Below are 25,717 nucleotides of genomic sequence, written 5' to 3' on the forward strand. Positions count from 1 at the left end.
GCTTTTCCCCCAACAAAAAACCGGGACCATCAGGCCCCGGCTTTCTAAAACTGCAACCTGTACCCACCCGCGTCAGTCATCAGCAGACGGGCATTGGCCGGATCAGGCTCGATCTTTTGGCGCAGACGATAGACATGGGTTTCCAGCGTGTGCGTGGTCACCCCGGCATTATAGCCCCACACCTCGGTCAGCAGTTCTTCGCGTGAAATCGGCTTGCCGCCGGCGCGATAGAGGTATTTGAGGATGTTGGTTTCTTTTTCGGTCAGGCGGATCTTCTTCTGCACCTGATCGATCAGCAATTTGAGCGCCGGTTTGAATTCGTAAGGCCCGATGCGGAAGGTCGCGTCTTCGGACGTTTCGTGGCTGCGGACCTGAGCGCGGATACGCGCAAGTAGGACGGCAAAGCGAAACGGCTTGGTGACATAGTCATTGGCCCCCGCATCCAGCCCCAGAATCTGATCGGAATCAGACGCCGCCCCGGTCAGCATGATCACCGGCGTGGTCAGGCCAGATTTACGCAACAGGCGGCAGGCTTCGCGCCCATCCATATCCGGCAAATCAACATCCAGCAGGATCAGGTCGGCATTAATGGTCTTCCCAAGGCGGATGCCTTCGGTGCCGTTCGATGCCTGTGTGACCTTGAACTCTTCGTGAAGTTCAAGTTGTTCGGCCAGCGCCTCGCGCAGTTCGTCATCGTCATCAACGATCAGCAGGGTTTTTTGTTGCACCTTAATCCTGTAGCGTTGTGGGTGTTTTTTTCAGTTCAGGGTGTAAACCGGCCTATGGTCAAGATTTTTACCGCATACGCCGAGGGTTTTCTAGTCTTAAACTCAGATAGGGTGCATTGCGCGCTGGGTAAAGGGGGCGTTGTTCCGGCGGCCGACAAAAGAGAAGGCGATCTGCGCTCGCCGCTCGGGATGTGGCCAGTGCGTTATGTCTGGTACCGTCCGGACCGCCTGCCCGTGCCGGAAACCGTCCTTCCGGTAAAGGCCCTGTCGCCCGATGACGGCTGGTGCGACGATGTAAGCAGTAATCTTTATAATCTGCCCGTCAAACTACCCTTTGATGGATCGCACGAAACGCTGTGGCGCGAGGATCATGTCTATGACCTGATCGTGGTGCTGGGTCATAATGACGACCCGCCGGTCAAGGGGCTGGGCTCAGCCATATTCCTGCATCTGGCGCGTGAGGACTATTCCGGCACCGAAGGTTGCGTGGCGCTCAGTCTGGACCATCTGCGCGAACTGCTGAAAACGGCCGACGCCGAAACCTATGTGGAGATAAGCCGATAATCTCCGCCGTTGCCAAGGCATGGAGAAGCGATTCAGCGCTGACCGAAAATCGCCGTGCCTACGCGGATCTCGTTCGATCCGAAGCGCAGGGCCGTTTCGAAGTCGTCACTCATTCCCATGCTGAGATGCCCGATGCCGTTGCGCTCGGCGATCTTGCGTAACAGGGCGAAATAGGGACCGCGCGGTCCTTCGACCGGCGGAATACACATCAGGCCGCGCGGCTCCAGCCCATAGCCGCGCACTGTCGCGATAAAGGCGTCGGCTTCAGCCGGCAAAATCCCGGCCTTTTGCGCTTCTTCTCCGATATTGACCTGCACATAGATGTGCGGTGAGCGACCCTGCTTTTGTGCCTCATCAGAGATGGCACGGGCGATCTTTTCCCGATCAACGCTTTCGATAATATCGAAAAAAGCAACGGCATCGGCGGCCTTATTGCTTTGAAGCGGGCCGATGAGGCACAAGGTCAGATCGGGATATTGATCCTTTACCGGCCTCCAGCGTTCCATGGCTTCCTGCACACGGTTCTCGCCAAATCGCCGATGGCCAGCCTCCAGCACCGGGCGTATAACCTCCCAGGGCTGGTTTTTGGACACCGCGGTTAGGCAAGCGGAATCTTCCGGCCGCCCGGTCAGTTTCAGCGTCTTGTGCAGACCTTTGACAATACGCGCGTAATTTTCCGCCGAAGGTGAAGATGACATACCGAATCCGCTACGCCTTTCTGATGAACCGGGCCAAAGACATAGCCCGCCACGCACATATGTCCAGTGCGAACGGGCGCGACCTGCCTCCTCTGTTTTACCTGACTGATCCCAAACGCACACCGCATCCGGAAGAGATTGTCGCGCAGCTGCCTACCGGAGCGGGTGTGATCTACCGCCATTTCGGTGACCCCCATGCCGAGGCCCATGCCCGTGTCTTACGCACCCTGTGCGACGACAACGGCGTGAGACTTCTGATTGGGCAAGACGACGCTCTCGCCGAAGAGGTGGGGGCCGACGGAGTGCATCTGCCGGAACGGGCACTGTCAAAAGGGCCGGATATACGCGAACGGCACCCGCACTGGCTGATTACCGGCGCCTGTCACGGCTGCGAGACTTTAGATTTGGGAGAGGTCACAGCGCTGGATGGCCTCTTCATTTCACCGATTTTCACCAGTCAGAGCCCGTCGGCAAAGGATGTCGCGCCTCTGGGCGTGAAGGGCATCCAGATGTTCTGCGACCTCAGCCCGGTACCGGTTTTGGGTCTAGGGGGGATCCGTGCAGACAATGCCGATCAGTTGACGCACTCCGGACTGGCCGGTTTTGGCGCGATCGACGCGTTTCAGCTTAAATGATCAGAACTTGAATGTGGTTTCCAGACGCACGCGGGGCTGGTCCTTATCGGCCGCCGGATCGCGCGGTTGCAGCGACTTGGTCTTTTCACCGAAGCCGACCGTACCGCCCACGCGAACGGAGGGCGAGATCTTATAGAAGGCACCCGCGTCCACATCGTTCCAGCCGGACGGGCGTGCGTCGTCCTGGTTGAGATCGAGTTTCAAACCCCAGCGGCCTTTGACGGACCACTGATAGATTTTCGACTGCTGGCGGCTAGCGACCGTGGTATCGGTGGAAATTGTGCTGAGGCTGAGCGGCGCGGAGCTTTCGCTGGCTTTGGGCTTACTGTTCTGGCTATTAAGCGCATAGGCAGGCATGGAGGCGACGAGCGCCACGGCCATAACCGATACCCCTGCTGCAATAACCCGTTTCATAACACTGCCACATTAGACGATCGGCCCGGAGGCCAGCCACGCTCACTAATCAAGGACACGCCATATATGGGTGATATGACGGATTTATGAAACCGCCGTCAGCACCGTTTTTTAGCCTGTCCAACCATAGCCTGCACCCTGATTTGGGCACAGATATGTTACATATCGCTTAAAAGCCTGTACCGACGAAATCAATAGTGATCGACGTTATTTGGCAAAGCTGTCAAATTCGCTCAAAAGATGTGATCAAATAGACACGCCGTCTGGCATCCGAAGAGATTCACATTTCGAACCGAATGCGACTTTGCCGCACAACTGCCGCGATTGGGTGCCAGCCTGCCCCGGATTTCGCTCGCGCGCCTCCTGTCGGGAGTCTGGCGAGGCGGGCAAGGCAGGGGCCGGGGGACAAGGAAAGGCTTGTCATACCCCCGTTTGCTCATGCTATAGAGCGGTTAACAGGCCGGGTGCCCATCTGCCTTTCCGGAAGGTGGCGCGTCGGGACAGAATTCGGAGTGGACGACACACTATGAAGACGATCAAGAAGGCGGCTCTGATTACGCTGGCCGCAGCCCTGTCTCTGAGCCTGACGGGCTGCCTGAGCTTAGGCAAGAAGAACGAGACGACCATCGACGCTAAGGCCGAAAAGCGCGGTTTCCTGGGTCTCGGGGGTGCCAAGCCGATCAGCGAACAGGCCAACGCGACGATCGGCGTCAACTCTTATCTGTGGCGCGCCTCGCTCGACACCATTTCGTTCATGCCGCTGGCCTCCGCCGATCCGTGGGGCGGCATCATCGTCACTGACTGGTACGCCAACCCGGAAAAGCCGGATGAGCGTTTCAAGGCCACGGTCTATATCCTTGATACCCGTCTGCGCGCAGACGCTCTGAACGTCTCGCTGTACAAGCAGGTCAATACGGGCGGTCAGTGGGTGGACGCCAGTGTCTCGGCCCAGACCCAGATCGACATCGAAAACGCTATTCTGACGCGCGCGCGTCAGCTGCGTCTGTCCAATGTGAAATAAGCCCTTCTCCGGCTGCAAAATTAAGGGCGTTCGGGCTTTGACCCGGACGCTCTTTTTGTTTATGCCGGACGCCTGTTTTTCGCGCCAATCGCGCTAAAGGTCCGTTGATGTCCCGCTACAATCCCAAAGAGTCCGAACCGAAACAACGCGCCCGCTGGGATGCCGCCCAGACTTTCCTGACCCGGTCGAAGGAGCAGGCTGGCGACAAGCCGAAATACTACGTCCTTGAGATGTTCCCCTACCCGTCCGGCCGCATCCATATGGGCCATGTGCGCAACTACGCCATGGGTGACCTGGTGGCGCGCTTTAAACGCGCGCGCGGTTTCAACGTGCTGCACCCGATGGGCTGGGACGCCTTTGGTATGCCGGCGGAAAACGCGGCCATGGAACGCGGTATCCACCCGAAGGGGTGGACCTACGACAATATCGCCAGCATGAAAGCGCAACTTCAGCGCCTGGGCCTGTCGATCGACTGGACGCGCGAATTTGCCACCTGCGACCCCAGCTATTATGGCAAGCAGCAGAAGTGGTTCCTAGACCTGCTAAAGCACGGCCTCGTTTACCGCAAGGAGTCTCAGGTCAACTGGGACCCGGTGGACAACACAGTTCTGGCCAATGAACAGGTCATCGACGGCAAGGGCTGGCGTTCCGGTGCTGTGGTCGAAAAGCGCAACCTGACCCAATGGTTTCTAAAGATCACGCAGTATGCCGATGATTTGGTCGAAGGGCTTTCGACGCTTGACCGCTGGCCGGACAAGGTGCGCCTTATGCAGGCCAACTGGATCGGCCGCTCCAAGGGTCTGAAGTTCAAATTCAACTTCGCGGGCGACGTCGCGCACGAACCTCTGGAAGTCTATACCACCCGTCCGGACACCCTGTTCGGCGCGGGCTTCGTCGCCGTGGCCGCCGATCATCCACTGGTTAAGGCCCTGCCTGTGACCCCGGAACTGGACGCCTTCCTCGATCAGGTCAAAAAGGGCGGTACGACACAGGAAGAGATCGACACCGGCGAAAAGCTTGGTTTCAACACCGGTCTGAAGGTCGTGCATCCGTTCAAGGCGGGTGAGACTCTGGACGTGTGGATCGCCAACTTCGTCCTGATGGGCTACGGCACCGGAGCCATTTTCGGCTGCCCCGCCCACGATCAGCGCGACCTTGACTTTGCCCGTAAATACGATTTGCCGGTGCGCGAAGTGGTGCTGCCAGCCGATGCCGATGCGGCCAGCTTCAAGGTGGAAACCGAGGCCTATACCGGTCCCGGCACGATCTTCAATTCCGAATTCCTCGACGGTCTGGACATCGAAACCGCAAAGGCGACGGCGATTGAAAAGATCGAGTCCATGGGTCACGGCGAAGGCGCCATCATCTATCGCCTTCGTGATTGGGGCGTGTCGCGCCAGCGCTACTGGGGTTGCCCCATCCCGGTCATCCATTGTGACGACTGCGGCGTCGTGCCGGTGCCGGACGACCAGTTGCCCGTTACCCTGCCCGAAGACGTGACCTTCGACGTGCCGGGCAACCCGCTGGATCGTCACCCGACCTGGAAGCATGTCAATTGCCCCCACTGTGGCAAGTCGGCGCGCCGCGAAACCGACACGCTCGACACCTTTGTGGATTCGTCGTGGTATTTCGCGCGCTTTACGGCTCCCGACGCCTCAGAGGCCATTCGCAAGGCCGATGCTGACTACTGGCTGCCCGTTGATCAGTATATCGGGGGTATTGAGCACGCCATCCTGCACCTGCTCTATTCGCGCTTTATCACCCGCGCGCTCAACACCTGCGGCTATTTGGATGTGAAGGAGCCGTTCGCCGGCCTGTTTACCCAAGGTATGCTGACGCACGAGACCTATAAGACAGCTTCAGGCGAGTGGGTTGATCCGTCAGACGTCGAAGTCACCAGCGAAGGCAGCAAGCGTAGCGCCATCAAGCTGTCCACCGGCGAAGCGCTGAAAATCGGCGACGTCGAAAAGATGTCTAAGTCGAAAAAGAACGTCGTCGCTCCGGAAGACATTTTCGACACCTATGGCGTCGATGCGGCGCGTTTGTTCGTGTTGTCCGACTCCCCGCCTGAGCGCGATGTGCAGTGGACCGCATCGGGCGTCGAAGGCTCGTGGCGCTTTACATCACGCGTGTGGGCGGAATTCGACAGCCTGCCTGAGGGTGATGTTCCGGCTACGGACGAAGCCGCCGCGCTCGAGCTGCGCAAGGTGGCGCATAAGTCTGCCAAGGCCGTGACCGAAGGCTTCGAAGGCTTCCGCTTCAACGGCGCGATCGCAAAGCTTTATGAGTTCGTCAACGCCCTGCGCGCTTCGGACGTACAAAAGACCGGTACCGCAGCGCGCCGGGAAGCCCTGACCATTCTGGCTGGGCTGATCGCCCCCGTGACACCGCACCTGGCCGAAGAAGGCTGGGCACGTCTGGGGCATGATGGCCTGATCGCCGACGCCGCCTGGCCGCAATTTGATCCGGCTCTGGCCACCGACGACGTCTATACCCTGCCCGTTCAGGTCAATGGTAAGAAGCGTGGTGAGCTTCAGGTGCCGCTCAATGCCACCGAGGCGGAGATCCGCGAAATGGCGCTTGCCGACGAAGGCGTGAAGCGTCATCTTGACGGCGTCACGGTGCGTAAGGTCATCGTCGTTCCCAACCGCATCCTCAACTTTGTCGTAGGCTGACCATGATCCGCAAAGCCCTTCTGGCCTTCGCCCTGCTGAGCGCGCCGCTTGCCTTGAGCGGGTGCGGCTTTACGCCGGTCTATGCACAGAAGGGCCTGCCCGGAGAGCTGGCCAATATCGACGTCATCACCACGGATTCGCGCACTGGCTACTTCCTGCGGCAAAATCTGGTGTCGGGCTTCAACACCCTTGAGGGCCAGAAGCGTTATCGACTGAGCGTCAAACTCGATGAAAAGCGCTACGATATCGGTATCGGGGTCAATGATATCGCTGTACGGTCGGAAATCTCAACCACAGTGGAATACAGCCTGATCGAAACGGCGACACGTAAGGTTTTGACCAAAGGAACCTTCGTCGATACAACCACTTACGACGCCAATGGTCAGTCGCCCTACGCCGGTGTTGCCGCTCAGAAAGACGGTCAGCAACGCGCCGCCACGGCGATCAGTGAGCGCATCCGTAGTGAACTGGTGCTATTCTTTCACGATAAGACTGCCGCCCCGGCCCGCTAAGCCATATGAAACTGGTCAAGCGTCCTGAGATTGAGGGATTCCTCAAATCACCGCCGCGCGAGGTGATCGCCTGTCTGATTTACGGCAAGGACCGTGGGCAGGTGCTGGAGCGGGGACAGGTGTTGGCGCAGAAAATCGTCCCCGACATCAAGGACCCGTTCAACGTATCGCTGTTGACTGATACGGATATCGACGCCGATCCCGCGCGCCTTGAGGACGAGCTTCAGGCGCAATCGCTGATGGGCGGTCGGCGACTGGTGCGGCTCAAATTCTTTTCGGAAAAGGCCGCTCTCGACAAACAGGTGGCCGCTGCCCTCAAAGCCCATGCCGCCGGTGAGCTGAACCGCGATGCCTTCTTTCTGATCGAGGCCGGAGGTCTGGGCGGCGACTCCGCCGTGCGCAAGCTGGCCGACGCCGACAAGGTCATCGCCTCTATTGCCTGCTACGAGGACGAGACCGGCGACGTGGTGCGTATGGCGCGTGAGACTCTGGCGCAGAACGAGGTCGCCCTGACCCCCGACGCCATGGATATCTTCGCTGCCCGCCTGCCCAAGGAACGGGGCGTGGCGCGCCAGGAGATCGAGCGCCTGTGTTTGTTCATCGGGCCCGGTTCACGCCGCACCATCGACGACAAGGAACTACAGGAATTTTTGGGCGTCGAGCCCGATGCCTCGTTATTCGATGCCGCTCTACAGGCCTTTGGCGCCAAAATGGCCCCGGCTCAGGCGAGTTTGCGCCGCGCCTTTGCCGAAGGCGAAGACGGCTCTGCGGCCCTGCGTGCCCTCAACGGCCATTTGGTCAAACTGCGGCTCATTCAAGCCCAGATGGCCAAGGGTATCGACGCCAAACAGGCCACCCGTGCGGCAGGTGTCTTCTGGAAGCAGGAGGCGGAGTTTCTGCGTCAGGCCCGTGCCTGGTCGGATTTTTACCTCGACCCGTTGTCCAAAGAACTGATCGAGACCGACAAGCAGTGCAAATCGACGGGGATGCCGGACCTATTGTTGGCCGAACGCCTCTATATGAGCATTGCCGGGCGGGCCAGACGGCTGGGGTTATAAACCCCTCTCCTTATCCCCATAACTCGAGGCCTTATTCCTTCGGCATCTTCCATTTTTGAAATGCGGCAGCGCGAATAGAATCTGGCTTTAGCGATTCCCTGTAAGAAGCAAATTTCGTCAGTCTCCAAAGGCCGACGAAGACATATCCGCCTATACACAACAAGAAGTAGAGAAAACAGCATACAATCGCAGCCTGTTTAAACGAGTCCCACGTCAAGCGTCCGAAGACCGCGTTGAGCGATACGGCCAGAAGCCATATCACCGCGACGAACACACCAATACGCGCAAACCAAAACTGATTAAGGCGCGCAAACATGACTTACCTCAGCGAGGAACCCGCCATCAGGCGGCGACAGACGTCATCCAGTTGCTCAAGGCTGGCATAGGCGATGCGAACCTCACCCTTGCCGCCCTTGTCGTCCAGCTTGACGTTGAGGCCCAGAAGTTCCTGGAGGTCCTGCTCCAACGACAGTACATCGGCATTGGCTTGCGCCTTAGGACGCGCCGGTTTGGCCTCGTCACCAAGCGCGGTGCGCGCCAGCGATTCCGCCTGACGGACTGACAGACCTTTTTGAATGATCACCTCAGCCAGGGCTTCGGGATTAGCCGCCGTGGCAATGGCGCGGGCGTGGCCAGCACTCAGGCGGCCGTGAATGACGTGGTCCTGAATGACCTCCGGCAGACCCAGCAGGCGCATCATATTGGCAATATGGCTGCGTGATTTTGAAACCACCTGCGCCACCGCGTCCTGCGTGCGGCCAAATCGGTCCATCAATACCTTATAGGCGCGCGCCTCTTCGATGGGGTTCAGGTCTTCGCGCTGCACGTTTTCGATGATGCCGATTTCGAGCACCTCAAGATCGTCCAGTTCACGCACGATCACGGGCACGGTTTTGAGGCCCGCCTTTTGCGCGGCACGCCAGCGGCGCTCACCGGCGATGATCTGAAACTGGCCGACTTGACTGGGTAACGGTCGCACCAGAATGGGCGAGAGGACACCCTTCTCCTTGATCGAGGCGCTGAGGTCGTCGATCTCGGCTTCCGAGAAGAACCGTCGCGGCTGATCGGGATTGCGCTGTAGAAGCTCAATCGGCTTTTCCATCGTGGCGGCGGGCTTGCCATCGGCGGTGGCTATGGGCACAGATCCCTGATTGTCGCTCAGCAGTGCTGACAGACCGCGACCCAACCCTCTTTGTTTCTCAGACATATGTATCCTTCAGTCTTGGTCAGGCAGCCGCGCGGCGCACTTTTTCACGTTGAACGACCTCTCGGGCCAGTTTCAGATAGGCCTGCGAACCCGTGCATTTCAGATCGTAGATCAAAGCGGGCTTACCGAACGATGGGGCCTCAGACACACGCACATTACGAGGGATGACGGTGTCATAAACCTTCTCACCGAAATGCGAGCGCACGTCCCTCGCGACATGACCCGACAAGGCATTGCGGCGGTCAAACATGGTCAGCACAATCCCCTGAAGCTCCAGTCTGGGGTTCAGTGAACCCTTGACCAGATCAATGGTGCGCATCAGTTGCGACAGGCCTTCCAACGCAAAGAACTCGCATTGCAGCGGCACCAGCACCGCATCGGCGGCGCTCATGGCGTTGATAGTCAGTAGGTTCAGAGACGGCGGACAGTCGATCAGCACATAGGAATAGGCCAGTTCACCGACCTGCGCCTGATGCTCAAGCGCATCTCGCAAACGATAGGAACGGCGGTCGGCCTGACCCAGCTCGATCTCCACCCCCGACAAGTCAGGATCCGACGGGATGATGTACAGGCCGGGCACTGAGGTCTTGACGGCGCATTCGCCAATGGGCTGCTGATCGACGATCACATCATAGATGGTTGTGGTACGCGCCGAACGCGGCACGCCTAGACCGGTCGAGGCGTTACCCTGCGGGTCCATGTCGATGATGAGCACCGTCTCGCCGACAGCCGCCAGAGCGGTGCCGAGATTGATCGCCGTCGTCGTCTTGCCCACCCCACCCTTCTGGTTAGACACCGCCAGAACGCGGGGCATGGGGTGCGGGGGGAAACTATCTGGCACGGCGAACGCTCCGAATATGCAGGACGCGACCACGCGGGTCGCTCAAGGACGTGAACAGATCAAACTGAAAAGCCCAGTTTTTTTGCGCGTCAGCGATTTCCGCCTCGACGTTTTCGCCTTTCAGCAACCAGCCCTCGGCCCCTTTGCGGAAAAAGCTTTCGGCAAATCCGATCAGCTTCGGCAAAGGCGCCATGGCGCGGGCGGTAACGACATCGACCTTCAAAGAAACATTCTCCGCCCGGTCGTTGATCACCGTCGCCGGCAGGTCCAAGTCTCGCACAACTTCGCCTAAAAAGCGACAGCGCTTGGCCAAAGAGTCGATGAGAAACACGCGCCGGTCTGTGGGTGTTTCGCCTGAATCTGTGGACAGGTGTTTCAAAAGTATGGCCAGTACGACGCCGGGAAAACCCGCCCCTGCCCCAAGGTCCGCCCAGCTTCTGGCCCACGGTGCATGGTTCAATAGTTGCGCGGAATCAAGGACGTGCCGCGACCAGTAATGCGGGATCGTCGCGGGGCCAACAAGGTTCATCACCTCATTGCGCTCGGCCAGCACCTGACCAAAGCGGGTAAGGTCATCAATGGCCGCCTGTTTCACGTGAAACACCAGATGCGCGGCCATCTCCTCAGGCGTCATGGGTTGGGCAAGCTCAACCGAAGACATCAGGCCGCACCCTTTTTCAGGTTGCGGACGTAAAACAGAAGCGCCGTCAAGGCACCCGGGGTCATACCCTCTATGCGGCGGGCTTGACCCAGTGTCATCGGTCTGACCCGGCTCAGCTTCTCTTTGGCTTCATTGGACAGCCCGCCCACCATCGCATAGTCGAGGTCTTCCGGCAGGGCCAGGTTTTCGTCCTTGCGAAAAGCGTCGATCTCCGCCGCCTGACGACCAAGATAGCCGAAATAAAGGGCGTCGATTTCGATCTGCTCGAACACGCTGTCAGACCAGTCTGTAAGCTCCGGCCACACCGCTTCCAGCTTATCCCGCGAACAGGTGTCGTAGGACAGGAGCTGCAGCAGGTTGCGCTTCTGACCATCGGCATTGACGCGGATACCCAAAGCATTGGCCTCATTGGGCGTCAGCTTAAGCTCATCCGCGCGTTGACGCGCTGTGGCCAACGCCTGCTTCTTCTCAAGCCAGTGCGCCTTGCGCCGGTCTCCCATAAGGCCGATTTTCAGCGCGATATCCGACAGACGCTGATCCGCATTGTCGGCGCGCAGCTTCAGGCGGAACTCCGCACGGCTTGTGAACATACGATAGGGTTCCGTGACGCCCTTGGTCACCAGATCGTCGATCATCACCCCGATATAGGCTTCGTCACGCCCCAGCACCAACGGGCTCAGGCCACCGGCACGCGCGGCCGCGTTCAGGCCAGCCATCAGGCCCTGCGCCCCCGCCTCTTCATAGCCCGTTGTGCCGTTGATCTGCCCGGCCAGAAACAGGCCCGGCAGACGCTTCATCTCAAGCGTCGGGTAAAGCTCACGCGGATCAACATAGTCGTATTCAATGGCGTAGGCGTAACGCTTTATAACCACATTTTCGAGGCCGCGAATGGTGCGTAAAAAGGCTTCCTGCGTTGCCTCAGACACGCTGGTCGAGATACCGTTCGGATAGACGGTGTCATCGTCATAGCCTTCGGGCTCCAGAAACACCTGATGGCTGTCCTTGTCCGAAAAGCGCACCACCTTGTCCTCAATGGAGGGACAATAACGCGGGCCGCGTCCGGACAGGTGGCCACCATAGACCGCCGATTCCGTGATCCGCTCCTGAATGATACGGTGCGTATCGGCATTCGTATAGGTGATGCCACAGGTGATCTGCGGCCGGTCGATGGCTGCGTTCAGGGTCGAAAACGGCGTCGGAACCTCGTCGCCTTCCTGCTTTTCCAGAATATCCCAGTTAATCGTCTTGCCATCCAGCCGCGCTGGCGTACCGGTTTTCAGACGACCCATATCGAGCTTAAGGTCGTAGAGACGCTGTCCCAGGCCATTGGCGGGCTCATCGCCAAACCGCCCGGCCGCCATGCGCTTCTCGCCGATATGGATGATGCCCCGCAAAAAAGTTCCGGTCGTCAGTACCACGGCCTTCGAGCGGTATTCTAAACCCTGCGCATCGACTGTGCCAACGACCGTATCACCCTCAAGGATCAGGTCTTCGACCGCTGCGGCGATAATCGTCAGGTTTTCGGTGCTTTGCAGTTCGGCCTGCATGGCTTCACGATAAAGCTTTCGGTCGATCTGAGCGCGCGGGCCACGAACGGCTGGCCCCTTGGAGCGATTGAGCATCTTGAACTGGATGCCGCCGATATCGGCCATGCGGCCCATCACGCCGTCCAAAGCATCGATCTCGCGCACCAGATGGCCCTTGCCCAAGCCTCCAATGGCTGGGTTGCATGACATTTCACCCAGGGTTTCGATCTTGTGCGTCAGAAGAAGGGTCTTGGCACCCATGCGCGCCGCAGCCGTCGCGGCTTCGGCGCCCGCGTGACCTCCACCGACGACAATGACATCCCAAAACTGGGTCATAGAGCTTCAACCTGTCAGGAAAACGAGTGAGGGCTGGCTATAGCAGATCAGGCCGGACGGGTCGAATCGAGAAGTGTTAATTTTGGCGTTATCCCTGTTTCACGTGAAACACTCTTATTTGCCTATGCAGAAGCTGGAAAAGATATGATCCAACACCTGCTCGACATCCGTTCGACCAAACAGAGCATCAAAAGCGGAAAGCGCCTGGCGAATATCTTCGGCCATCAATTCAGGTGTGGCGAAACCGATACCCAGAGCACGATCCAAAGCCGCATCGACCTCCCGCAGACGCTCCCCATGCCTTTCCCGCGTCGCTGCCGGGAAGGTACTGACAGAGAGGGCCGCTTCGAGATCGGTCTCCAAGGCGCGTTGAACCGCCTCAATTCCCTCATGTCTGGTCAGGCTGGTTTCTAGAAGACGGACCTTTTTGTCCTCGTACTGAGATCGAAGGTCTGCAAGGGATTCCGTTGATATCTGATCTGTCTTGTTGAGGATTAGATAGTCACCCGGCTGAAGCCCAGACAAGTCTCCCGAAGCTTCCGACACATCCACGACCCATAAGCGCAAATCTGCCGATTGTCCCCTCACCTTCGCGCGGCGGATACCTTCAGACTCCACCACATCCGCAGTTTCGCGCAAGCCCGCCGTGTCATAGATCAAGGCCGCATAGGGTCCTATACGAATGGGCGATTCAATTACATCGCGCGTCGTGCCAGCAATCGGTGTGACGATGGCCGCGTCGGTTTGCAGCAAGGCATTAAACAGGCTCGACTTCCCTGCATTGGGCTTGCCCATAATGGCGATGCGATAGCCTTCGCGGATCTGCTGTCCGCGCCGGGCATCGGAAATCGCCGCCCCTACGTCGGTTTTCAGCGTGATAATATCCGCAATAATGCGTTCGCTCAGGTGCTCCGGTATATCCTCATCCGGGAAATCGACGATGGCTTCGATATGAGCCAGAATGCGGATAAGGGAATCGCGCCATTGGGCGTAGCGATCGCGAAAGCCGCCCTCGAGCTGCATCAGGGCCTGACGCCGCTGCGCCTCGGACTCAGCCTCCACCAGATCGGAAATCGCCTCGGCCTGAGTCAGGTCTAGCTTGCCATTTTCAAATGCCCGCCGTGAGAACTCACCTGGTTCAGCGTGGCGCAGGCCCTCGGCTCGAAACACCGCATAAAGGCGTTCCAGCACAGCGCGAGAGCCATGAATATGGAACTCGGCACAGTCTTCGCCGGTAAAACTGTTCGGACCCTTGAACCACAGGACCAGAGCCTGATCGATCAGTTCACCCTCATAACGCAGATGTCCGAGCGTCGTGTAACGCGGACGCGGCAAGCGCCCCGCCAAGGCCTCAACCACCTGCGCGGCTTGAGGCCCAGAAACGCGGATGACCGATACGCCGGCCCGGCCCTGTGCCGACGCCAAAGCAAAAATCGTCTGTTTCACGTGAAACACGAGAGCCTACTTACCGCCCTTGAAACCGCCCATGCTGGCGGTAGCCGCGGATTGCATCATCTTGAGGAAGTGATCCTGCGCCTGCACGCCGAAGCTCGACCAGGTCTTGATGATCTCCTCGGGCTGCATCGATTGGATATTCTGTTCGACGCGGGCCTTCATCTGCTCAACCATATAGTCGTTCAGCGTCTCGACATTGGGCAGGCCCAAAAACGCGCGGGCCTCCTGCGGCGTGCATTCGATATCGAAGGTGACTTTCATAGCGGGTCTCCGCAAGGCTCGCATCAACAAATGAGAGCAGATAAAGAAAGGGCCGGATTGCTCCGGCCCGGATAGATTGACAATGATCCTGTGTTGCCTGATTTGGCAAGGATCAGGTGTTCATGCTCTGGAAGAATTCGCCATTGTTCTTGGTCTGACGCAGCTTGTCGATCAGGAACTCGATAGCATCCTGTGCACCCATCGGGTTGAGAATCCGACGTAGCACATAGGTTTTTTGCAGGTCCGACTTATCGACCAGCAGGTCTTCCTTACGCGTGCCAGACTTAAGGATGTCCATAGCCGGGAAGACGCGCTTGTCGGCGACCTTACGATCCAGCACGATTTCCGAGTTACCCGTGCCCTTGAACTCTTCAAAGATCACTTCGTCCATGCGCGAACCGGTGTCGATCAGCGCGGTGGCGATGATGGTCAGCGAGCCGCCTTCTTCGATGTTACGCGCTGCACCGAAGAAGCGCTTGGGGCGTTGCAGAGCGTTGGCATCGACACCGCCCGTCAGCACCTTGCCTGACGACGGCACAACCGTGTTGTAGGCGCGGCCAAGACGGGTGATCGAGTCGAGCAGGATAACCACGTCGCGCTTATGTTCCACCAGGCGCTTGGCCTTTTCGATAACCATTTCGGCCACCTGAACGTGGCGCGTCGCCGGCTCATCAAAAGTCGAGGAGATGACTTCGCCGCGGACGGTGCGCTGCATGTCCGTCACTTCTTCCGGGCGTTCGTCGATCAGCAGCACCATCAGGTAGCATTCGGGATGGTTGGCGGCGATTGACTTGGCGATGTTTTGCAACATCACCGTCTTACCGACGCGCGGCGGGGCCACGATCAGGCAACGCTGACCCTTACCCAGAGGGGCCACTATGTCGATGATGCGGCCCGAACGGTCCCTGATTGTCGGGTCCTCGATTTCCATCTTCAGGCGCTCTTCAGGATAGAGCGGCGTCAGGTTATCGAAATGCACCTTATGACGGATGGCTTCAGGGTCTTCGAAATTGATCGTTTTGATCTTCGACAGGGCGAAATAACGCTCGCCTTCGCGCGGGCTGCGGATCGGCCCTTCGACAGTGTCCCCGGTGCGCAATGCGTGGCGGCGGATCTGCTGCGGTGATACATAGATATCATCAGGACCGGGCAAATAGTTGGCTTCGGGCGAACGCAGGAACCCAAAACCGTCTTGCAGTACTTCAATGACGCCGGAGCCGGTGATCTCGACACCTTCTTCAGCCAGCGTTTTCAAGACCGCAAACATTAGGTCCTGCATCCGCATGGAGGCGGCGTTTTCAACACCGATCTGCTCGGCAAAGGCCAAGAGATCGGCCGGCGACTTGTCCTTCAGCTCCTGAAGCGACAGCTTTTCCTGATTGGGGTTCTCCGAATCGTCATCGCCATTGTCGCTGCCGTTTTCGTCTTCGGCGGTGTCTTCCAGCGTGGTGTCGTATTCGATTTCGTTGTCTTCGGACATGGGAGGGGTCTCTGATACGGCAAGCGGTCACAATGACTTTATAAACAAAGTCAAGGTCTTAGGCTGTGCCTGTCTGATAAGCCAGCGCGTAAACGCTGTATGGAAACTGGGGGAGGCCTTGAGACCACGAGAACCGTGGGGCCGAGAAATGCGCGACTTAAAACCCGTTCGGCGCGCGCATTGGTTTTGAGCAATACACCCAAACGCCGAAACGTCAAGGGATAAGCCCCGGCCTCCTTTAAGGAGACGCTCAAATCAGATCGTGAACATCTCAGTTGTCACGGCAATGACCATGACAATCGCAATGACGGCCGGAATCTCGTTGGCAATGCGCCAGAACTTTTCCGAACCAATGTCTTCACCGCGCTGCAGTTTCTTGAAACGAACCGCCAGAAAATGATGATAGCCGGTGATTAACACAATGCCGATCATCTTGACCACAAACCACGGCTCGTAAAAGAACTTCCAGCCGAACCGATCGTGTACATTGCTATAGATCAGCCCGGCTCCGAACAGCCACGCAGCGATCATGGCCGGGTTCATGATAAAGCGCAGCAGACGCCGCTCCATACCGCTTAAGACCTCGACCACCTGCGGTTTGTCACGATTGGCGATATGGTTGATGAAAAGACGCGGCAGATAGAGCAGCCCGGCCATCCACGCAATGACGGCCAGTATGTGCAGGCCACGCAGGAGATCGTAATGGTTCATGCTCAAAAGCCCTTTCGTTTGGGGCATTGTCCGTGGCAAGCCTCACAGGCGTAATCGGCCATGATGGGGGCCTCTGATCCGATAGCCCGCACCACCTCATCCCCCAGCGCGCGGATAAACAGCGGCTCGATACCGACCACCGGCACCCGGACATAGTCCTTTGCCCCCTGCTCATCTGCGAGATGTTTATACTCCATATCGAGTTCGACAAGCGTTTCGATGTGTTCGGAGACAAAGGCCACCGGCACAACCACGGGCGATTTACCGCTTTTGACCGTCTCAATAATCGTCTGATCGGTCGAAGGGCCGATCCATTTCAACGGCCCCACCCGGCTCTGATAACAGACGACATGGTCAATCTGCATCCCCACCTGTTCCATGATGGCAGCGACGCTGGCTTCCACCTGGGCTTGATACGGGTCCCCATTTTTGATGATCTTTTCCGGCAGACCGTGCGCCGAAAAGAGCAGTCGGTAATCCTTAAGGTTAGTCAGACCTGAGAGCTTCTGGCGGATCAAATCGGCATAAGATTTGGCAAAGGCTGGATTTTGTGGGTAGCAGCAAAGATATTTGACCGGGGCCGCGCCCTTATAGGCCTTTTTGAAGGTCACAAACGACGACAGGGTGGTGGTGGTCGAAAACTGCGGATAAAGCGGCATGGCCACCACCTGATCCGGCATCCACGCCTCAACGGCCTTTACCGTATCTTCGATAAACGGGTGCCAGTAGCGCATCCCGATAAAGACTTTAAATTCCAGATCCTTCACAGTTTTCGACAGATGGTGGCTCAAGGCGTCAGCCTGCGCCTCCGTTTCCTTGACAATGGGAGACCCGCCACCCATCAGGCGGTAATTGGCCTGAGCTGAGGTCTCGCGGCGAGAGGAAATCAGGCGCGCCACCATCTGCCGTAAGGGCGACGGCAGGCCGATGATGTATTTGTCGCTGAACAGATTGTAGAGAAACGGTTTGACATCGGCCTGGGTCAGGGGACCGCCGAGATTGAACAGAACGACAGCGACTTTTTTCATCAGCTTCTTATGAGATGTAGCGTGCGCTCAACATGAGCGATCGGAGTGTCGGGGAAGATGCCATGCCCGAGATTAAAAATATACGGCCCCTGCCCCCAGGCGGATTTCATTTTCAGCACCATATCGTCCAGTGCGGTGCCACCTGAACGCAGAACGACGGGATCGAGCGCGCCTTGTATCGGCCGCTTTTTCTGGATCGTCTGCCCGAGCGCCAGCGGCGTCGCCGTCCCCAGCGCCATGCCCTGCACCTCTACCTGTTCGACATAGTCGAGACAACGTGCCTCAGCACCCCGTGGAAAGCCTATAATAGGCAGGGTGACACCCAGTTCACGCACACGCCGCACCAGTCTTTGATGCGGTTCGATCACCAGTTGGTCAAACAAAGGATCGGGGAAACCTTCGGCCCAGCTTTCAAAGATTTTAAGAACCTGCGCACCACAATCCGCCTGCATCTTCAGGTACTGCGCCGACGCCTCGATGACCACGTCCATCACCTGCGCTACCAGTTGGGTCTGCTCATAGACAAAGGCACGTATCAATGAGCGGTCATGAGCTTTGCGCCCATTGAGCATATAAGTCATCACCGTCCACGGCCCACCACAGAAGCCCAGAAGCGTCACCTCCTTGGGCAGTTCCGAACGCAGGATTTTCAGGGTCTGACCAACGGCCTTCAAGGCTTCTCCTGCCGAGCCAGCCAAATCAGCCATCTGCGCCACAGGTGGTAATTCTCCAAGAATTGGCCCCTCACCCGCTTCAAAGCGAACGTCCTGGCCCAAGGCCATGGGAATGACCAGAATATCCGAAAACAAGATGGCCCCGTCCATGCCATAGCGACGCACCGGTTGCAGCGTCGCTTCAGCGGCCTTTTCCGGGGTCAGGCAAAAACTCAGAAAATCTGGGGTCGTCGCGCGAAGCTCTCGATACTCCGGGAGATGGCGACCTGCCTGACGCATGAACCAGACGGGCGGCGTTTTCAGTGTCTGCCCCTGAAGGACCGAGACTATGGATGGCGTGTGTGAGGTCATGAGTCAATCCATAGGCTTCGGACGGTATTCCCTCAATCCCTCTAAAAGATTTTTAGAAAGATAGAAGGGGTAGTTAGGCCGTGGATGCTGCGCAAAAAGGTCGCATCGGTGGAAAATGAGGGCCGTTTTCCCGGCCTTTGCACAGAGCAACGTTAATGAATTTTTAATCTTTCACAGCCTGTGGGAATCCGGGATAATTAACCAAATCCTAACACTGATTAAGAAAATCCTAACGGCATGAGGGGGGGACCATACACGGTTAATTTTTTGTTAAGATTTACACACAAAGCCGTCACAAAAGAGTCACCGATGCCCCCGATTGGGGAAAACCGGTGACCGAATCCGCCCGGTTTTTCACCTTTTCCCCGCTTTGGCGGCTTGGCACGGCGAAGGCGAAGGTTTATCCCGATAGAGACGCAAAACATCCCCCGTTTTTCCCCAGAAAGCGTGCACAGATAAATTTTATGACCACATCCGGCGCGAAAATCGGTATCCATTTTCACGTTCATCTGGTGTCCGATTCCACCGGTGAAACCCTCAATGCTCTGGCCAAAGCGGCCGCAGCGCGCTTCGAAGGCATCTTCCCTATCGAACACATCTATGTACTGATCCGTTCGGACAAACAGATGGACCGCGCCCTGACGGAGATTGAGTCCTATCCGGGGATTGTTTTGCACACCCTGGTCGATGCAGAATTGCGGCAAAAGCTCGAAACCTTCTGCCGCGAACGTGACATCCCGACCATTGGGGTACTCGATTCGGTGGTTCTGGCCTATTCGCGCTATCTGGGGGCTGCTGAGTTTTCCAAGCGGTCCGGCGCGCAGCACAATCTCGACAGCGACTATTTCGACCGCATCGAAGCGCTTAACTACGCCATTGCCCACGATGACGGCGCCCTGGCCGATAAGCTTCGTCAGGCGGAAATCATCCTCATCGGTGTGTCGCGAACCTCAAAGACGCCCACGTGCATCTATTTGGCCCACCGGGGCTATAAGGCCGCTAATATCCCCCTCGTCCCCGGCCGTGAGCTGCCGCCGGAACTGGACGAATTGAATGAACCGCTGATCGTGGGCCTGATCGCCTCACCCGATCGACTGATCCAGATCCGCAAGGCCCGCGTTCTGGCCTATACCACCGCCGGGGATGAGCGCCCCTCCACCTATACCGACGCTGAAGCGGTGCGTGAGGAGATCATCGCTGCCCGCCGCCTGTTTGAGCGCAAAGGCTGGCCCGTGATCGACGTCACCCGCCGCTCGGTCGAAGAAACCTCGGCCTCGATCATCAGCCTGCTTAATGAAAAACGCACAGGGCGCCTGGGTGGGATTTAACCTGTGAGTCGCCAACCCTGCACTCGATCAAGTAAGCGTTGACTGTCCGTTCCAAATCGGAAAAAGCTCCCCGCGTTTTAAATAAAGCCTTAAGGCGGCTTCGCGAAGACACATGACCCCATCGGCTCCCCCTCCCCTGATCTTGGCCTCCGGCTCCAAGATTCGCGCCACACTGCTCACCAATTGTGGTCTTAGCTTCTCGAAGAGCCCCGCTGATTTAGACGAAGACGTCATCAAGGATGACTGCCTGTTGCGGGGGTTTACGCCCAAGGCGGTGGCCTTGCGTCTGGCACAGGAAAAGGCCTTGCACGTGTCGCGTGGAAAGACCGGCCTGGTCATAGGTGCAGACTCCGTGCTGCAACTCGACAATGACCTGATTTCCAAACAGAAGACACTGGCTGATGCAGCAAACCTGCTGCGGCGCTTTTCCGGCAAAACCCATTATCTGCACTCCGCCGTCGCTGTGGCGCAAGACGGTCAGCTTCTGTGGTCGCACGCCGATACAGCCGACCTAAGCGTGCGCCGGCTGAGCGAGGAGTTTATCGCCCAGTATATTGAGACGGCGGGTGAGGAAATCCTCTCCAGCGTCGGCTGCTACATGCTCGAAGCGCATGGCGTCCACCTGTTTGACTCGATCAAGGGCGATTATTTCACCGTTCTGGGCCTGCCCTTGTTACCCTTGCTGGCGCAACTCAGACATTACGAGATTATAGCGGCATGAAACACCTCCCCACAGGCGCCGCCATGGTCGCCGGCGTCGTCGGTCAGCCGATCCGCCAGTCTCTTTCCCCCTTTCTGCATACTGCCTGGCTGAGGCATATGGGACTAAACGGTGTCTATGCACCCTTTTCGCCCGCAGATGAACACGCGTTTGAGCGGCTGGTCCTGTCGTGTCGCACTAATGGCATTAAGGGGTTGAATATCACGGCCCCGTTCAAGGAACTGGCGCTGAAGCTGGCCGACACCTCGACCGATCTGGCGCGGCGCTGTGGCTCGGCCAATCTTTTGACCTTTGATGAAGACGGAAGTGTGCACGCCCATTCCACCGACGGCCACGGGCTTATTCAGGCCTTTCATCTACAGGCGCCTGAGTGTGACCTGACGTCGGGTGCGGTCACTCTCCTCGGCGCTGGTGGCGCATCGCGCGCCGTGGTCGCAGCCCTGTTGGATGAGGGGTGTCGGGATGTGCGAATCGTCAATCGCACCGTAGCGCGCGCTGAAGAGATTGTTTTTGCCTTCAAAGAAGGCGTTAACGCCTATGCGCTCAGTGACATCGATCGTGCCTTTGCCGGTTCGGTGGCGGTGATCAATGCCGCGTCAGGCGGCCCCCTGCCCCTGTTTGACGCGCTCGATTCGTCAGCAACCGCCATGGACATGACCTACCGGCCTTTAAAAACCAACTGGTTACAGGCGGCCGAAGCGCGTGGGCTGAAGACGGTCGATGGGCTGATGATGCTGATTGAACAGGCTCGCCCGTCCTTTACCGCCTTCTATGGTCAGGCTCCGGATACGGATTTCGATGTGCGCGCCCTGGCGCTGAAATTTCTGGGTGAGACGAAGTGATCCGTCTGGGTCTCACCGGCTCCATCGGCATGGGCAAATCGACCATAGCCCGCATGTTCGCCGACGAAGGCGTGCCGGTCTGGGATGCCGATGAGACGGTGCACCGGCTTTACGCCACCTCTGAACCGCTGAAAGCGGCGCTGGTAAAAGCCTTTGGCGAGGTTGTGAAAGATGGCGTGGTCGATCGCGCCAGCCTATCACTCGCCCTCAGGCAGAAGCCGGACGGTTTTGCGCGGCTGAATGCGATTGTCCATCCGGCGACGGTCGCGGATCGTGAGACTTTTCTGGCCCATCACGCTGCCGCAGGCACGCCCCTCACCTTGTGCGACATTCCGCTCTTGTTTGAAACCAACGCGCAAACAACTTTCGACAAGGTGATCGTCGTATCCGCCCCGCCGGAGGTTCAGGCTGCCCGCGTTCTGGCGCGTCCAGGCATGACAGAGGAAAAGTATGCGGAGATTGTGGCGCATCAGATGCCCGACGCCGAAAAGCGCCGCCGAGCGGATTTTATCATCGACACGTCGCAAACCCAGGAGGCCAATCGTCAACAGGTGCGTGAGATTATCCGCGACCTGCACACCCCCTGACTCTGGACAAGCCCGGCAAACGAGAGTCAAATTGCGCCTATGCGTCAGATCGTCCTCGATACCGAAACCACCGGCATTGACCCCAAAAAAGGCCATCGCCTGATCGAAGTCGGCTGCATCGAAATCGACGATCTGCTGCCGACAGGCAAGACCTTTCACCACTATTTCAACCCGGAACGACTGATCGAGCCGGACGCCATCCGCATCCACGGCATCACCGATGAGATGGTGGCTGATAAACCCAAATTTGGCGATTTGGCTCAGGCCTTTATCGACTTTGTCGGTGACGCGCCGATCATCGCCCACAATGCCTCGTTTGACCGTGGCTTTATCAATATGGAGCTGGAGCGGCTGGGCCTCGTCCCGACCGATCCCGACCGTTGGGTCGATACGCTGGAGCTGGCGCGTTACAAGTTTCCGGGCATGGCCAATTCGCTCGATGCCCTGTGTAAACGCTATAATATCTCACTGGCCGAACGCGACAAACATGGGGCCTTGCTCGATGCGCGTCTGCTGGCCAGTGTCTATCTGGAGCTGTCGGGCGGCAAGGAACGCGGCCTTGATCTCAAGATGCACGGAATGGTATCAGAGGATGGCACGGAAATCCGTGTGATGAACCACGGCCAGCGTCCGCGTCCCCTGCCTTCACATATTCATCCGCAAGAGGCCGAAGCGCATAGGGCCTTCTGCCTCAAATATCTGAAAGACCAGAATATGTGGGGTTATACGGCCTCATAGGATTTGAAACAAAAAGACCCGCAGCCACAGACTGCGGGTCTTTTTTTTGGATAGGTTTTGCTCTTTAGGCTTGGCCCGCGGTTTCGCCGATCTGACCTTTTTGCTGCATATAGAGCGCGGCAAAGTCGATGGGTTCGACCAGGAAGGGCGGGAAGAAACCGCCGTCCGAAGTCGCATCGGCGATGATGCGGCGGGCGAACGGGAAGAGGTAGCGCGGGCATTCGACCAGCAGGGTCGGCTCGATCGCCGCTTGCGGAACATTGGCGAGCTGGAACAGGCCACCATAAACCAGTTCGATGGCGAACATTGGGCCTTCGGGGTTAGACGCCTTGACCGACAGCTTCAGATCGACTTCGAACAGGCCGTCCGGGCGGCCTTTGGCATTCATTTCCACGCCCATGTCGATTTCCGGGCGCTGATCCATGCGCAGCGAATTGGGGGCGCGGGGATTTTCGAACGAGAAATCGCGAATGAACTGGGCCAGAACCTGCATATTGGCAGGTAGCTGGCCGTTCTGGGCCTCTGTGGCCGGGGCAGTGCCGTTTTCGGCAGGGATCGAATCGTCAGCCATTAAACTTGAAAACTCCGTGGCGCGTATAATAATTCGGTTGAAAACGGCCCTAGCACGCACAAAATCGATTGGCAATCAAACGAATGGTTCCGTTTACCTCAACTTTGCCTATATAGGGAACACTAGCCCTTGTTGTACCCCTGTTCGGAGACGTTTTGATGCCCTGGGAGCTGTTGTTTCTGGCCTTGATCGCGGTGGTCGTGCTGTTTCAGCTCTATAATGTGCTGGGCCGCCGCGTCGGATTCAAGGCTGATGACAAGCCCACTGTCCCCAAGACCGACGATGCTGAGGGCCCGTTCAGTCGCCCCGGACAGGAGGCGAAGCCTCAGCCTGAGCGCTTGCGTATGCCCAATCTCGATGCGCTGAAGGCACGTGACAGTCACTTCAATGAAGTTAATTTCGTTGAAAAAGCGCGCGAAGCCTATGAGCAGATCGTTCTGGCCTTTAATCGCGGCGAGATCGAAGGCCTGAAAGACCGTTTGTCAGAAAGCGTCTACGGCGTTTTTGCCAAGGCTGTTGAAGCGCGTGGTGAGCAGAAGGCGATAAATGTGTCGTTTGTCGATGCACCGAAAACGGATCTGGATCAGATCGAGCTGAAAGAGGATCGCGCTATGGTGCGCGTCCGCTTCCTGTCCGAACTTCTCTATGAGCTGACCGACCCCGAAGGGGGCGAACCCAAGAAAGCCCATCGCCGCACGGCGGAATTCTGGACCTTTCAGAAGAACCTCAAATCGCCGACCAATCCGTGGATTCTGTCGCGCGTCGAGGCCGCCAAGGCATGAGCCTGAGGGGGAGGGTAGGGGTACTGATCGCCGGGCGGCGTCTTTTTGCCTATGGCTGCGTCTCCATCGCGGCTTTAAGCCTGGCAGCCTGCGTTGAAACCCCTAAAGCGCCGGTTGCTCCTGTGTCCATACCGACGGAGCCTGCGCCTCACTCTCAACCTCAGCCCGTGCCGACTTCACCGCGGTCTGAGCCCGCGCGACCGGTGGAGAGCCTTTCGACCCTGCCAGGATGGGAGGCTACAGACCCCTTTATCGCCCTCGAAGCCGTGCGCGGGGCCTGCGCCTATCGACAAGGGCGGCAATATGCCAGGGTCTGTGACGCGCTCAAAGCCCAGTCTTTTGAGCAACCGGACGAGATCAAGCACTGGCTTGAGGCGCGCTTTCGCGTGGAACGTATCGAAGGCGAGGGGCTTCTAACGGCCTATTTTGTGCCGGAATATCCAGCCACGACTGTCCCTTCGGCGGAGTTCTCGCAACCCGTCCGCACTAAACCCGCCGATCTGGTTTTGGTCGATGGGGCCCAGATGACGCCGCCGCAGCCGGCGGGTAAGCGTTTTGCGGCCCGCCGGGTGGGAGAGCTTTATGTGCCCTATTACACGCGCGCGGAAATCGAGGCCCAACCAGTAACGGGCCCGGCCTATTACATGCGGCCCGAAGACTATTTCTTCATGCAGATTCAGGGCTCTGGTTATCTTACGCTCGAAGATGGCACGCGCTTTATGGCGGCCTATGCCGCCGATAACGGCCTGCCCTTTGTCGGTATTGCCAAGACCCTAACCGAGCGCGGTTTGCTGAAACGGGAGCAAACCTCCGGCGAGGCTATCCGCCAGTGGCTAGCCGATAATCGTGGGCCGGTGGCGCAGGAGGTGATGAACCAAAACCCGCGCTATGCCTTCTTTTCCATCGACATGACCAAGATGGAGCCGCTGGGTGCGGCAGCGATCCCGTTGCCGGCCGGGGCCGCCATTGCCGTTGATCCGTCCTTCCACAGCTATGGCGACCTTTACTGGGTCGATGCTGATACAGGTTCTCTGACCGGGGCTTTTCCGGCATATCGCCGCATGGTGGCCGCCCTTGATACAGGGGGTGCCATTCGCGGTCAGATACGCGCCGACCTCTATATGGGGCATGGTGACCGGGCCGGACGCGAAGCCGGGCGCGTCAAACACAAGCTCCGGCTGTGGCGTATCGTTCCCGCGGAATGATCTGCTATTCTTTTGAACGCTTCTGTCTACGCCTTCGGTAAATTTCGCGCCAGTTCTCGAAACTTATGAATATGACAATAGCTACAATTGGTGCAGCAAAAACCACA

At 58.0% G+C, this 25,717-nt stretch carries 27 protein-coding genes; 13 read left to right on the forward strand and 14 right to left on the reverse strand.

All coding sequences use genetic code 11. From position 1 onward, the window contains the following. Positions 1–44 precede the first annotated feature (44 nt). The gene (locus AACH73_RS00275) at positions 45–728 is read right to left on the reverse strand and encodes a response regulator transcription factor (protein WP_013477663.1); all 684 of its coding nucleotides are present in this window, start codon (positions 726–728) and stop codon (positions 45–47) included. A gap of 54 nt (positions 729–782) precedes the next feature. Here AACH73_RS00275 and AACH73_RS00280 point away from each other — a divergent pair, with 54 nt between their 5' ends. After that, positions 783–1,292 (forward strand): L,D-transpeptidase family protein, encoded by a 510-nt coding sequence (locus AACH73_RS00280; RefSeq protein WP_272739751.1) that lies wholly within the window; start codon positions 783–785, stop codon positions 1,290–1,292. A gap of 32 nt (positions 1,293–1,324) precedes the next feature. Here AACH73_RS00280 and AACH73_RS00285 read toward each other — a convergent pair whose 3' ends face one another. Then, positions 1,325–1,990: a YggS family pyridoxal phosphate-dependent enzyme gene (locus AACH73_RS00285; protein ID WP_338735053.1), complete on the reverse strand. Its 666-nt coding sequence runs from the start codon at positions 1,988–1,990 to the stop codon at positions 1,325–1,327. Here AACH73_RS00285 and AACH73_RS00290 point away from each other — a divergent pair. After that, complete coding sequence (locus AACH73_RS00290) at positions 1,984–2,625, forward strand: thiamine phosphate synthase (protein ID WP_338735054.1); 642 nt, start codon at positions 1,984–1,986, stop codon at positions 2,623–2,625. The two genes, AACH73_RS00285 and AACH73_RS00290, sit on opposite strands and share 7 nt — an antisense overlap. Here the strand turns inward: AACH73_RS00290 and AACH73_RS00295 are convergent, their stop codons facing one another. After that, positions 2,626–3,039, reverse strand: coding sequence for an NtrZ family periplasmic regulatory protein (locus AACH73_RS00295; protein WP_338735055.1), 414 nt, complete (start codon positions 3,037–3,039; stop codon positions 2,626–2,628). It lies immediately after the preceding gene. A 526-nt stretch (positions 3,040–3,565) separates the two neighbouring features. On the opposite strand from AACH73_RS00295, the gene AACH73_RS00300 reads away from it, so the two are divergent. The 4 genes from AACH73_RS00300 (at position 3,566) to holA (ending at position 8,305) form a co-directional block, all read left to right on the forward strand. Further along, a complete protein-coding gene (locus tag AACH73_RS00300) occupies positions 3,566–4,060 on the forward strand; it encodes a DUF3576 domain-containing protein (RefSeq protein ID WP_272739755.1) in 495 nt (164 codons plus the stop codon). Between the two features lie 107 nt (positions 4,061–4,167). Then, on the forward strand, positions 4,168–6,735 hold the full coding sequence (gene leuS / locus AACH73_RS00305; protein WP_338735056.1) for a leucine--tRNA ligase: 2,568 nt from the start codon (positions 4,168–4,170) through the stop codon (positions 6,733–6,735). Between the two features lie 2 nt (positions 6,736–6,737). Then, positions 6,738–7,247 (forward strand): hypothetical protein, encoded by a 510-nt coding sequence (locus AACH73_RS00310; RefSeq protein WP_338735057.1) that lies wholly within the window; start codon positions 6,738–6,740, stop codon positions 7,245–7,247. A 5-nt stretch (positions 7,248–7,252) separates the two neighbouring features. Next, complete coding sequence (gene holA, locus AACH73_RS00315) at positions 7,253–8,305, forward strand: DNA polymerase III subunit delta (RefSeq protein ID WP_338735058.1); 1,053 nt, start codon at positions 7,253–7,255, stop codon at positions 8,303–8,305. Positions 8,306–8,624: 319 nt separating this feature from the next. On the opposite strand, the gene AACH73_RS00320 is transcribed toward holA, so the two are convergent. The 10 genes from AACH73_RS00320 to hemE form a co-directional block, all read right to left on the reverse strand. Continuing rightward, on the reverse strand, positions 8,625–9,512 hold the full coding sequence (locus AACH73_RS00320) for a ParB/RepB/Spo0J family partition protein (protein WP_338735059.1): 888 nt from the start codon (positions 9,510–9,512) through the stop codon (positions 8,625–8,627). Between the two features lie 19 nt (positions 9,513–9,531). Further along, entirely contained in the window at positions 9,532–10,326 is a 795-nt protein-coding gene (locus AACH73_RS00325) for a ParA family protein (RefSeq protein ID WP_272740048.1), read from the reverse strand. A 16-nt stretch (positions 10,327–10,342) separates the two neighbouring features. Further along, entirely contained in the window at positions 10,343–11,014 is a 672-nt protein-coding gene (gene rsmG, locus AACH73_RS00330; RefSeq protein ID WP_338735060.1) for a 16S rRNA (guanine(527)-N(7))-methyltransferase RsmG, read from the reverse strand. Continuing rightward, the gene (gene mnmG / locus AACH73_RS00335) at positions 11,014–12,876 is read right to left on the reverse strand and encodes a tRNA uridine-5-carboxymethylaminomethyl(34) synthesis enzyme MnmG (protein ID WP_338735061.1); all 1,863 of its coding nucleotides are present in this window, start codon (positions 12,874–12,876) and stop codon (positions 11,014–11,016) included. The genes rsmG and mnmG overlap by 1 nt, the downstream gene beginning before the upstream one ends. 114 nt (positions 12,877–12,990) lie before the next feature. After that, positions 12,991–14,331 carry a tRNA uridine-5-carboxymethylaminomethyl(34) synthesis GTPase MnmE gene (gene mnmE, locus AACH73_RS00340; protein WP_338735062.1) on the reverse strand — a complete coding sequence of 447 codons (1,341 nt, stop codon included), beginning with the start codon at positions 14,329–14,331 and terminating at the stop codon, positions 12,991–12,993. A 6-nt stretch (positions 14,332–14,337) separates the two neighbouring features. After that, positions 14,338–14,592 carry a DUF6489 family protein gene (locus tag AACH73_RS00345; protein WP_013477677.1) on the reverse strand — a complete coding sequence of 85 codons (255 nt, stop codon included), beginning with the start codon at positions 14,590–14,592 and terminating at the stop codon, positions 14,338–14,340. Between the two features lie 112 nt (positions 14,593–14,704). Then, on the reverse strand, positions 14,705–16,072 hold the full coding sequence (rho, locus tag AACH73_RS00350) for a transcription termination factor Rho (protein ID WP_338735063.1): 1,368 nt from the start codon (positions 16,070–16,072) through the stop codon (positions 14,705–14,707). 255 nt (positions 16,073–16,327) lie between these two features. Next, on the reverse strand, positions 16,328–16,783 hold the full coding sequence (locus AACH73_RS00355) for a CopD family protein (RefSeq protein ID WP_272739764.1): 456 nt from the start codon (positions 16,781–16,783) through the stop codon (positions 16,328–16,330). A 2-nt stretch (positions 16,784–16,785) separates the two neighbouring features. Continuing rightward, complete coding sequence (gene hemH, locus AACH73_RS00360; RefSeq protein WP_338735064.1) at positions 16,786–17,811, reverse strand: ferrochelatase; 1,026 nt, start codon at positions 17,809–17,811, stop codon at positions 16,786–16,788. Continuing rightward, positions 17,811–18,836, reverse strand: coding sequence for a uroporphyrinogen decarboxylase (gene hemE, locus AACH73_RS00365; protein ID WP_338735065.1), 1,026 nt, complete (start codon positions 18,834–18,836; stop codon positions 17,811–17,813). The genes hemH and hemE overlap by 1 nt, the downstream gene beginning before the upstream one ends. Before the next feature lie 464 nt (positions 18,837–19,300). Here hemE and AACH73_RS00370 point away from each other — a divergent pair, with 464 nt between their 5' ends. The 5 genes from AACH73_RS00370 to dnaQ all read left to right on the forward strand — a co-directional run bounded on the left by AACH73_RS00370 (position 19,301) and on the right by dnaQ (position 23,052). Continuing rightward, the gene (locus AACH73_RS00370) at positions 19,301–20,164 is read left to right on the forward strand and encodes a pyruvate, water dikinase regulatory protein (RefSeq protein WP_272739767.1); all 864 of its coding nucleotides are present in this window, start codon (positions 19,301–19,303) and stop codon (positions 20,162–20,164) included. Positions 20,165–20,276: 112 nt separating this feature from the next. Further along, positions 20,277–20,885: a Maf family protein gene (locus AACH73_RS00375; protein ID WP_338735066.1), complete on the forward strand. Its 609-nt coding sequence runs from the start codon at positions 20,277–20,279 to the stop codon at positions 20,883–20,885. Then, positions 20,882–21,727 (forward strand): shikimate dehydrogenase, encoded by an 846-nt coding sequence (locus tag AACH73_RS00380; RefSeq protein WP_338735067.1) that lies wholly within the window; start codon positions 20,882–20,884, stop codon positions 21,725–21,727. The genes AACH73_RS00375 and AACH73_RS00380 overlap by 4 nt, the downstream gene beginning before the upstream one ends. Continuing rightward, the gene (gene coaE / locus AACH73_RS00385; protein ID WP_272739770.1) at positions 21,724–22,314 is read left to right on the forward strand and encodes a dephospho-CoA kinase; all 591 of its coding nucleotides are present in this window, start codon (positions 21,724–21,726) and stop codon (positions 22,312–22,314) included. Before AACH73_RS00380 ends, coaE begins: the two co-directional genes overlap by 4 nt. Positions 22,315–22,353: 39 nt before the next feature. After that, positions 22,354–23,052: a DNA polymerase III subunit epsilon gene (dnaQ, locus tag AACH73_RS00390; RefSeq protein WP_338735068.1), complete on the forward strand. Its 699-nt coding sequence runs from the start codon at positions 22,354–22,356 to the stop codon at positions 23,050–23,052. A gap of 64 nt (positions 23,053–23,116) precedes the next feature. On the opposite strand, the gene secB is transcribed toward dnaQ, so the two are convergent. Further along, positions 23,117–23,623, reverse strand: coding sequence for a protein-export chaperone SecB (gene secB, locus AACH73_RS00395; protein ID WP_272739772.1), 507 nt, complete (start codon positions 23,621–23,623; stop codon positions 23,117–23,119). A 158-nt stretch (positions 23,624–23,781) separates the two neighbouring features. Between secB and AACH73_RS00400 the strand changes: the two genes are divergently transcribed. Both AACH73_RS00400 and AACH73_RS00405 read left to right on the forward strand, forming a co-directional pair. Beyond that, positions 23,782–24,405, forward strand: a complete 624-nt coding sequence (locus tag AACH73_RS00400) for a Tim44/TimA family putative adaptor protein (RefSeq protein WP_272739773.1) — start codon at positions 23,782–23,784, stop codon at positions 24,403–24,405. A gap of 167 nt (positions 24,406–24,572) precedes the next feature. Then, the gene (locus AACH73_RS00405; protein WP_338735069.1) at positions 24,573–25,610 is read left to right on the forward strand and encodes an MltA domain-containing protein; all 1,038 of its coding nucleotides are present in this window, start codon (positions 24,573–24,575) and stop codon (positions 25,608–25,610) included. Positions 25,611–25,717 lie beyond the last annotated feature (107 nt).

The sequence above is a fragment of the Asticcacaulis sp. DW145 genome (assembly GCF_037101385.1).
In the GTDB taxonomy this organism is placed as follows: domain Bacteria; phylum Pseudomonadota; class Alphaproteobacteria; order Caulobacterales; family Caulobacteraceae; genus Asticcacaulis; species Asticcacaulis currens.

Excerpts from the sequence above, each read along its gene's own strand:
- holA (WP_338735058.1), top strand. The coding sequence starts at position 7,253 with ATGAAACTGGTCAAGCGTCCTGAGATTGAGGGATTCCTCAAATCACCG.
- dnaQ (WP_338735068.1), top strand. The coding sequence starts at position 22,354 with ATGCGTCAGATCGTCCTCGATACCGAAACCACCGGCATTGACCCCAAA.
- rho (WP_338735063.1), bottom strand. The coding sequence starts at position 16,072 with ATGTCCGAAGACAACGAAATCGAATACGACACCACGCTGGAAGACACC.
- AACH73_RS00355 (WP_272739764.1), bottom strand. The coding sequence starts at position 16,783 with ATGAACCATTACGATCTCCTGCGTGGCCTGCACATACTGGCCGTCATT.
- hemH (WP_338735064.1), bottom strand. The coding sequence starts at position 17,811 with ATGAAAAAAGTCGCTGTCGTTCTGTTCAATCTCGGCGGTCCCCTGACC.
- AACH73_RS00400 (WP_272739773.1), top strand. The coding sequence starts at position 23,782 with ATGCCCTGGGAGCTGTTGTTTCTGGCCTTGATCGCGGTGGTCGTGCTG.
- AACH73_RS00290 (WP_338735054.1), top strand. The coding sequence starts at position 1,984 with ATGACATACCGAATCCGCTACGCCTTTCTGATGAACCGGGCCAAAGAC.
- AACH73_RS00325 (WP_272740048.1), bottom strand. The coding sequence starts at position 10,326 with ATGCCCCGCGTTCTGGCGGTGTCTAACCAGAAGGGTGGGGTGGGCAAG.
- AACH73_RS00295 (WP_338735055.1), bottom strand. The coding sequence starts at position 3,039 with ATGAAACGGGTTATTGCAGCAGGGGTATCGGTTATGGCCGTGGCGCTC.
- AACH73_RS00320 (WP_338735059.1), bottom strand. The coding sequence starts at position 9,512 with ATGTCTGAGAAACAAAGAGGGTTGGGTCGCGGTCTGTCAGCACTGCTG.
- mnmG (WP_338735061.1), bottom strand. The coding sequence starts at position 12,876 with ATGACCCAGTTTTGGGATGTCATTGTCGTCGGTGGAGGTCACGCGGGC.
- AACH73_RS00310 (WP_338735057.1), top strand. The coding sequence starts at position 6,738 with ATGATCCGCAAAGCCCTTCTGGCCTTCGCCCTGCTGAGCGCGCCGCTT.
- AACH73_RS00345 (WP_013477677.1), bottom strand. The coding sequence starts at position 14,592 with ATGAAAGTCACCTTCGATATCGAATGCACGCCGCAGGAGGCCCGCGCG.
- AACH73_RS00280 (WP_272739751.1), top strand. The coding sequence starts at position 783 with ATGGTCAAGATTTTTACCGCATACGCCGAGGGTTTTCTAGTCTTAAAC.
- AACH73_RS00300 (WP_272739755.1), top strand. The coding sequence starts at position 3,566 with ATGAAGACGATCAAGAAGGCGGCTCTGATTACGCTGGCCGCAGCCCTG.
- rsmG (WP_338735060.1), bottom strand. The coding sequence starts at position 11,014 with ATGTCTTCGGTTGAGCTTGCCCAACCCATGACGCCTGAGGAGATGGCC.
- leuS (WP_338735056.1), top strand. The coding sequence starts at position 4,168 with ATGTCCCGCTACAATCCCAAAGAGTCCGAACCGAAACAACGCGCCCGC.
- AACH73_RS00375 (WP_338735066.1), top strand. The coding sequence starts at position 20,277 with ATGACCCCATCGGCTCCCCCTCCCCTGATCTTGGCCTCCGGCTCCAAG.
- hemE (WP_338735065.1), bottom strand. The coding sequence starts at position 18,836 with ATGACCTCACACACGCCATCCATAGTCTCGGTCCTTCAGGGGCAGACA.
- secB (WP_272739772.1), bottom strand. The coding sequence starts at position 23,623 with ATGGCTGACGATTCGATCCCTGCCGAAAACGGCACTGCCCCGGCCACA.
- AACH73_RS00380 (WP_338735067.1), top strand. The coding sequence starts at position 20,882 with ATGAAACACCTCCCCACAGGCGCCGCCATGGTCGCCGGCGTCGTCGGT.
- AACH73_RS00370 (WP_272739767.1), top strand. The coding sequence starts at position 19,301 with ATGACCACATCCGGCGCGAAAATCGGTATCCATTTTCACGTTCATCTG.
- AACH73_RS00285 (WP_338735053.1), bottom strand. The coding sequence starts at position 1,990 with ATGTCATCTTCACCTTCGGCGGAAAATTACGCGCGTATTGTCAAAGGT.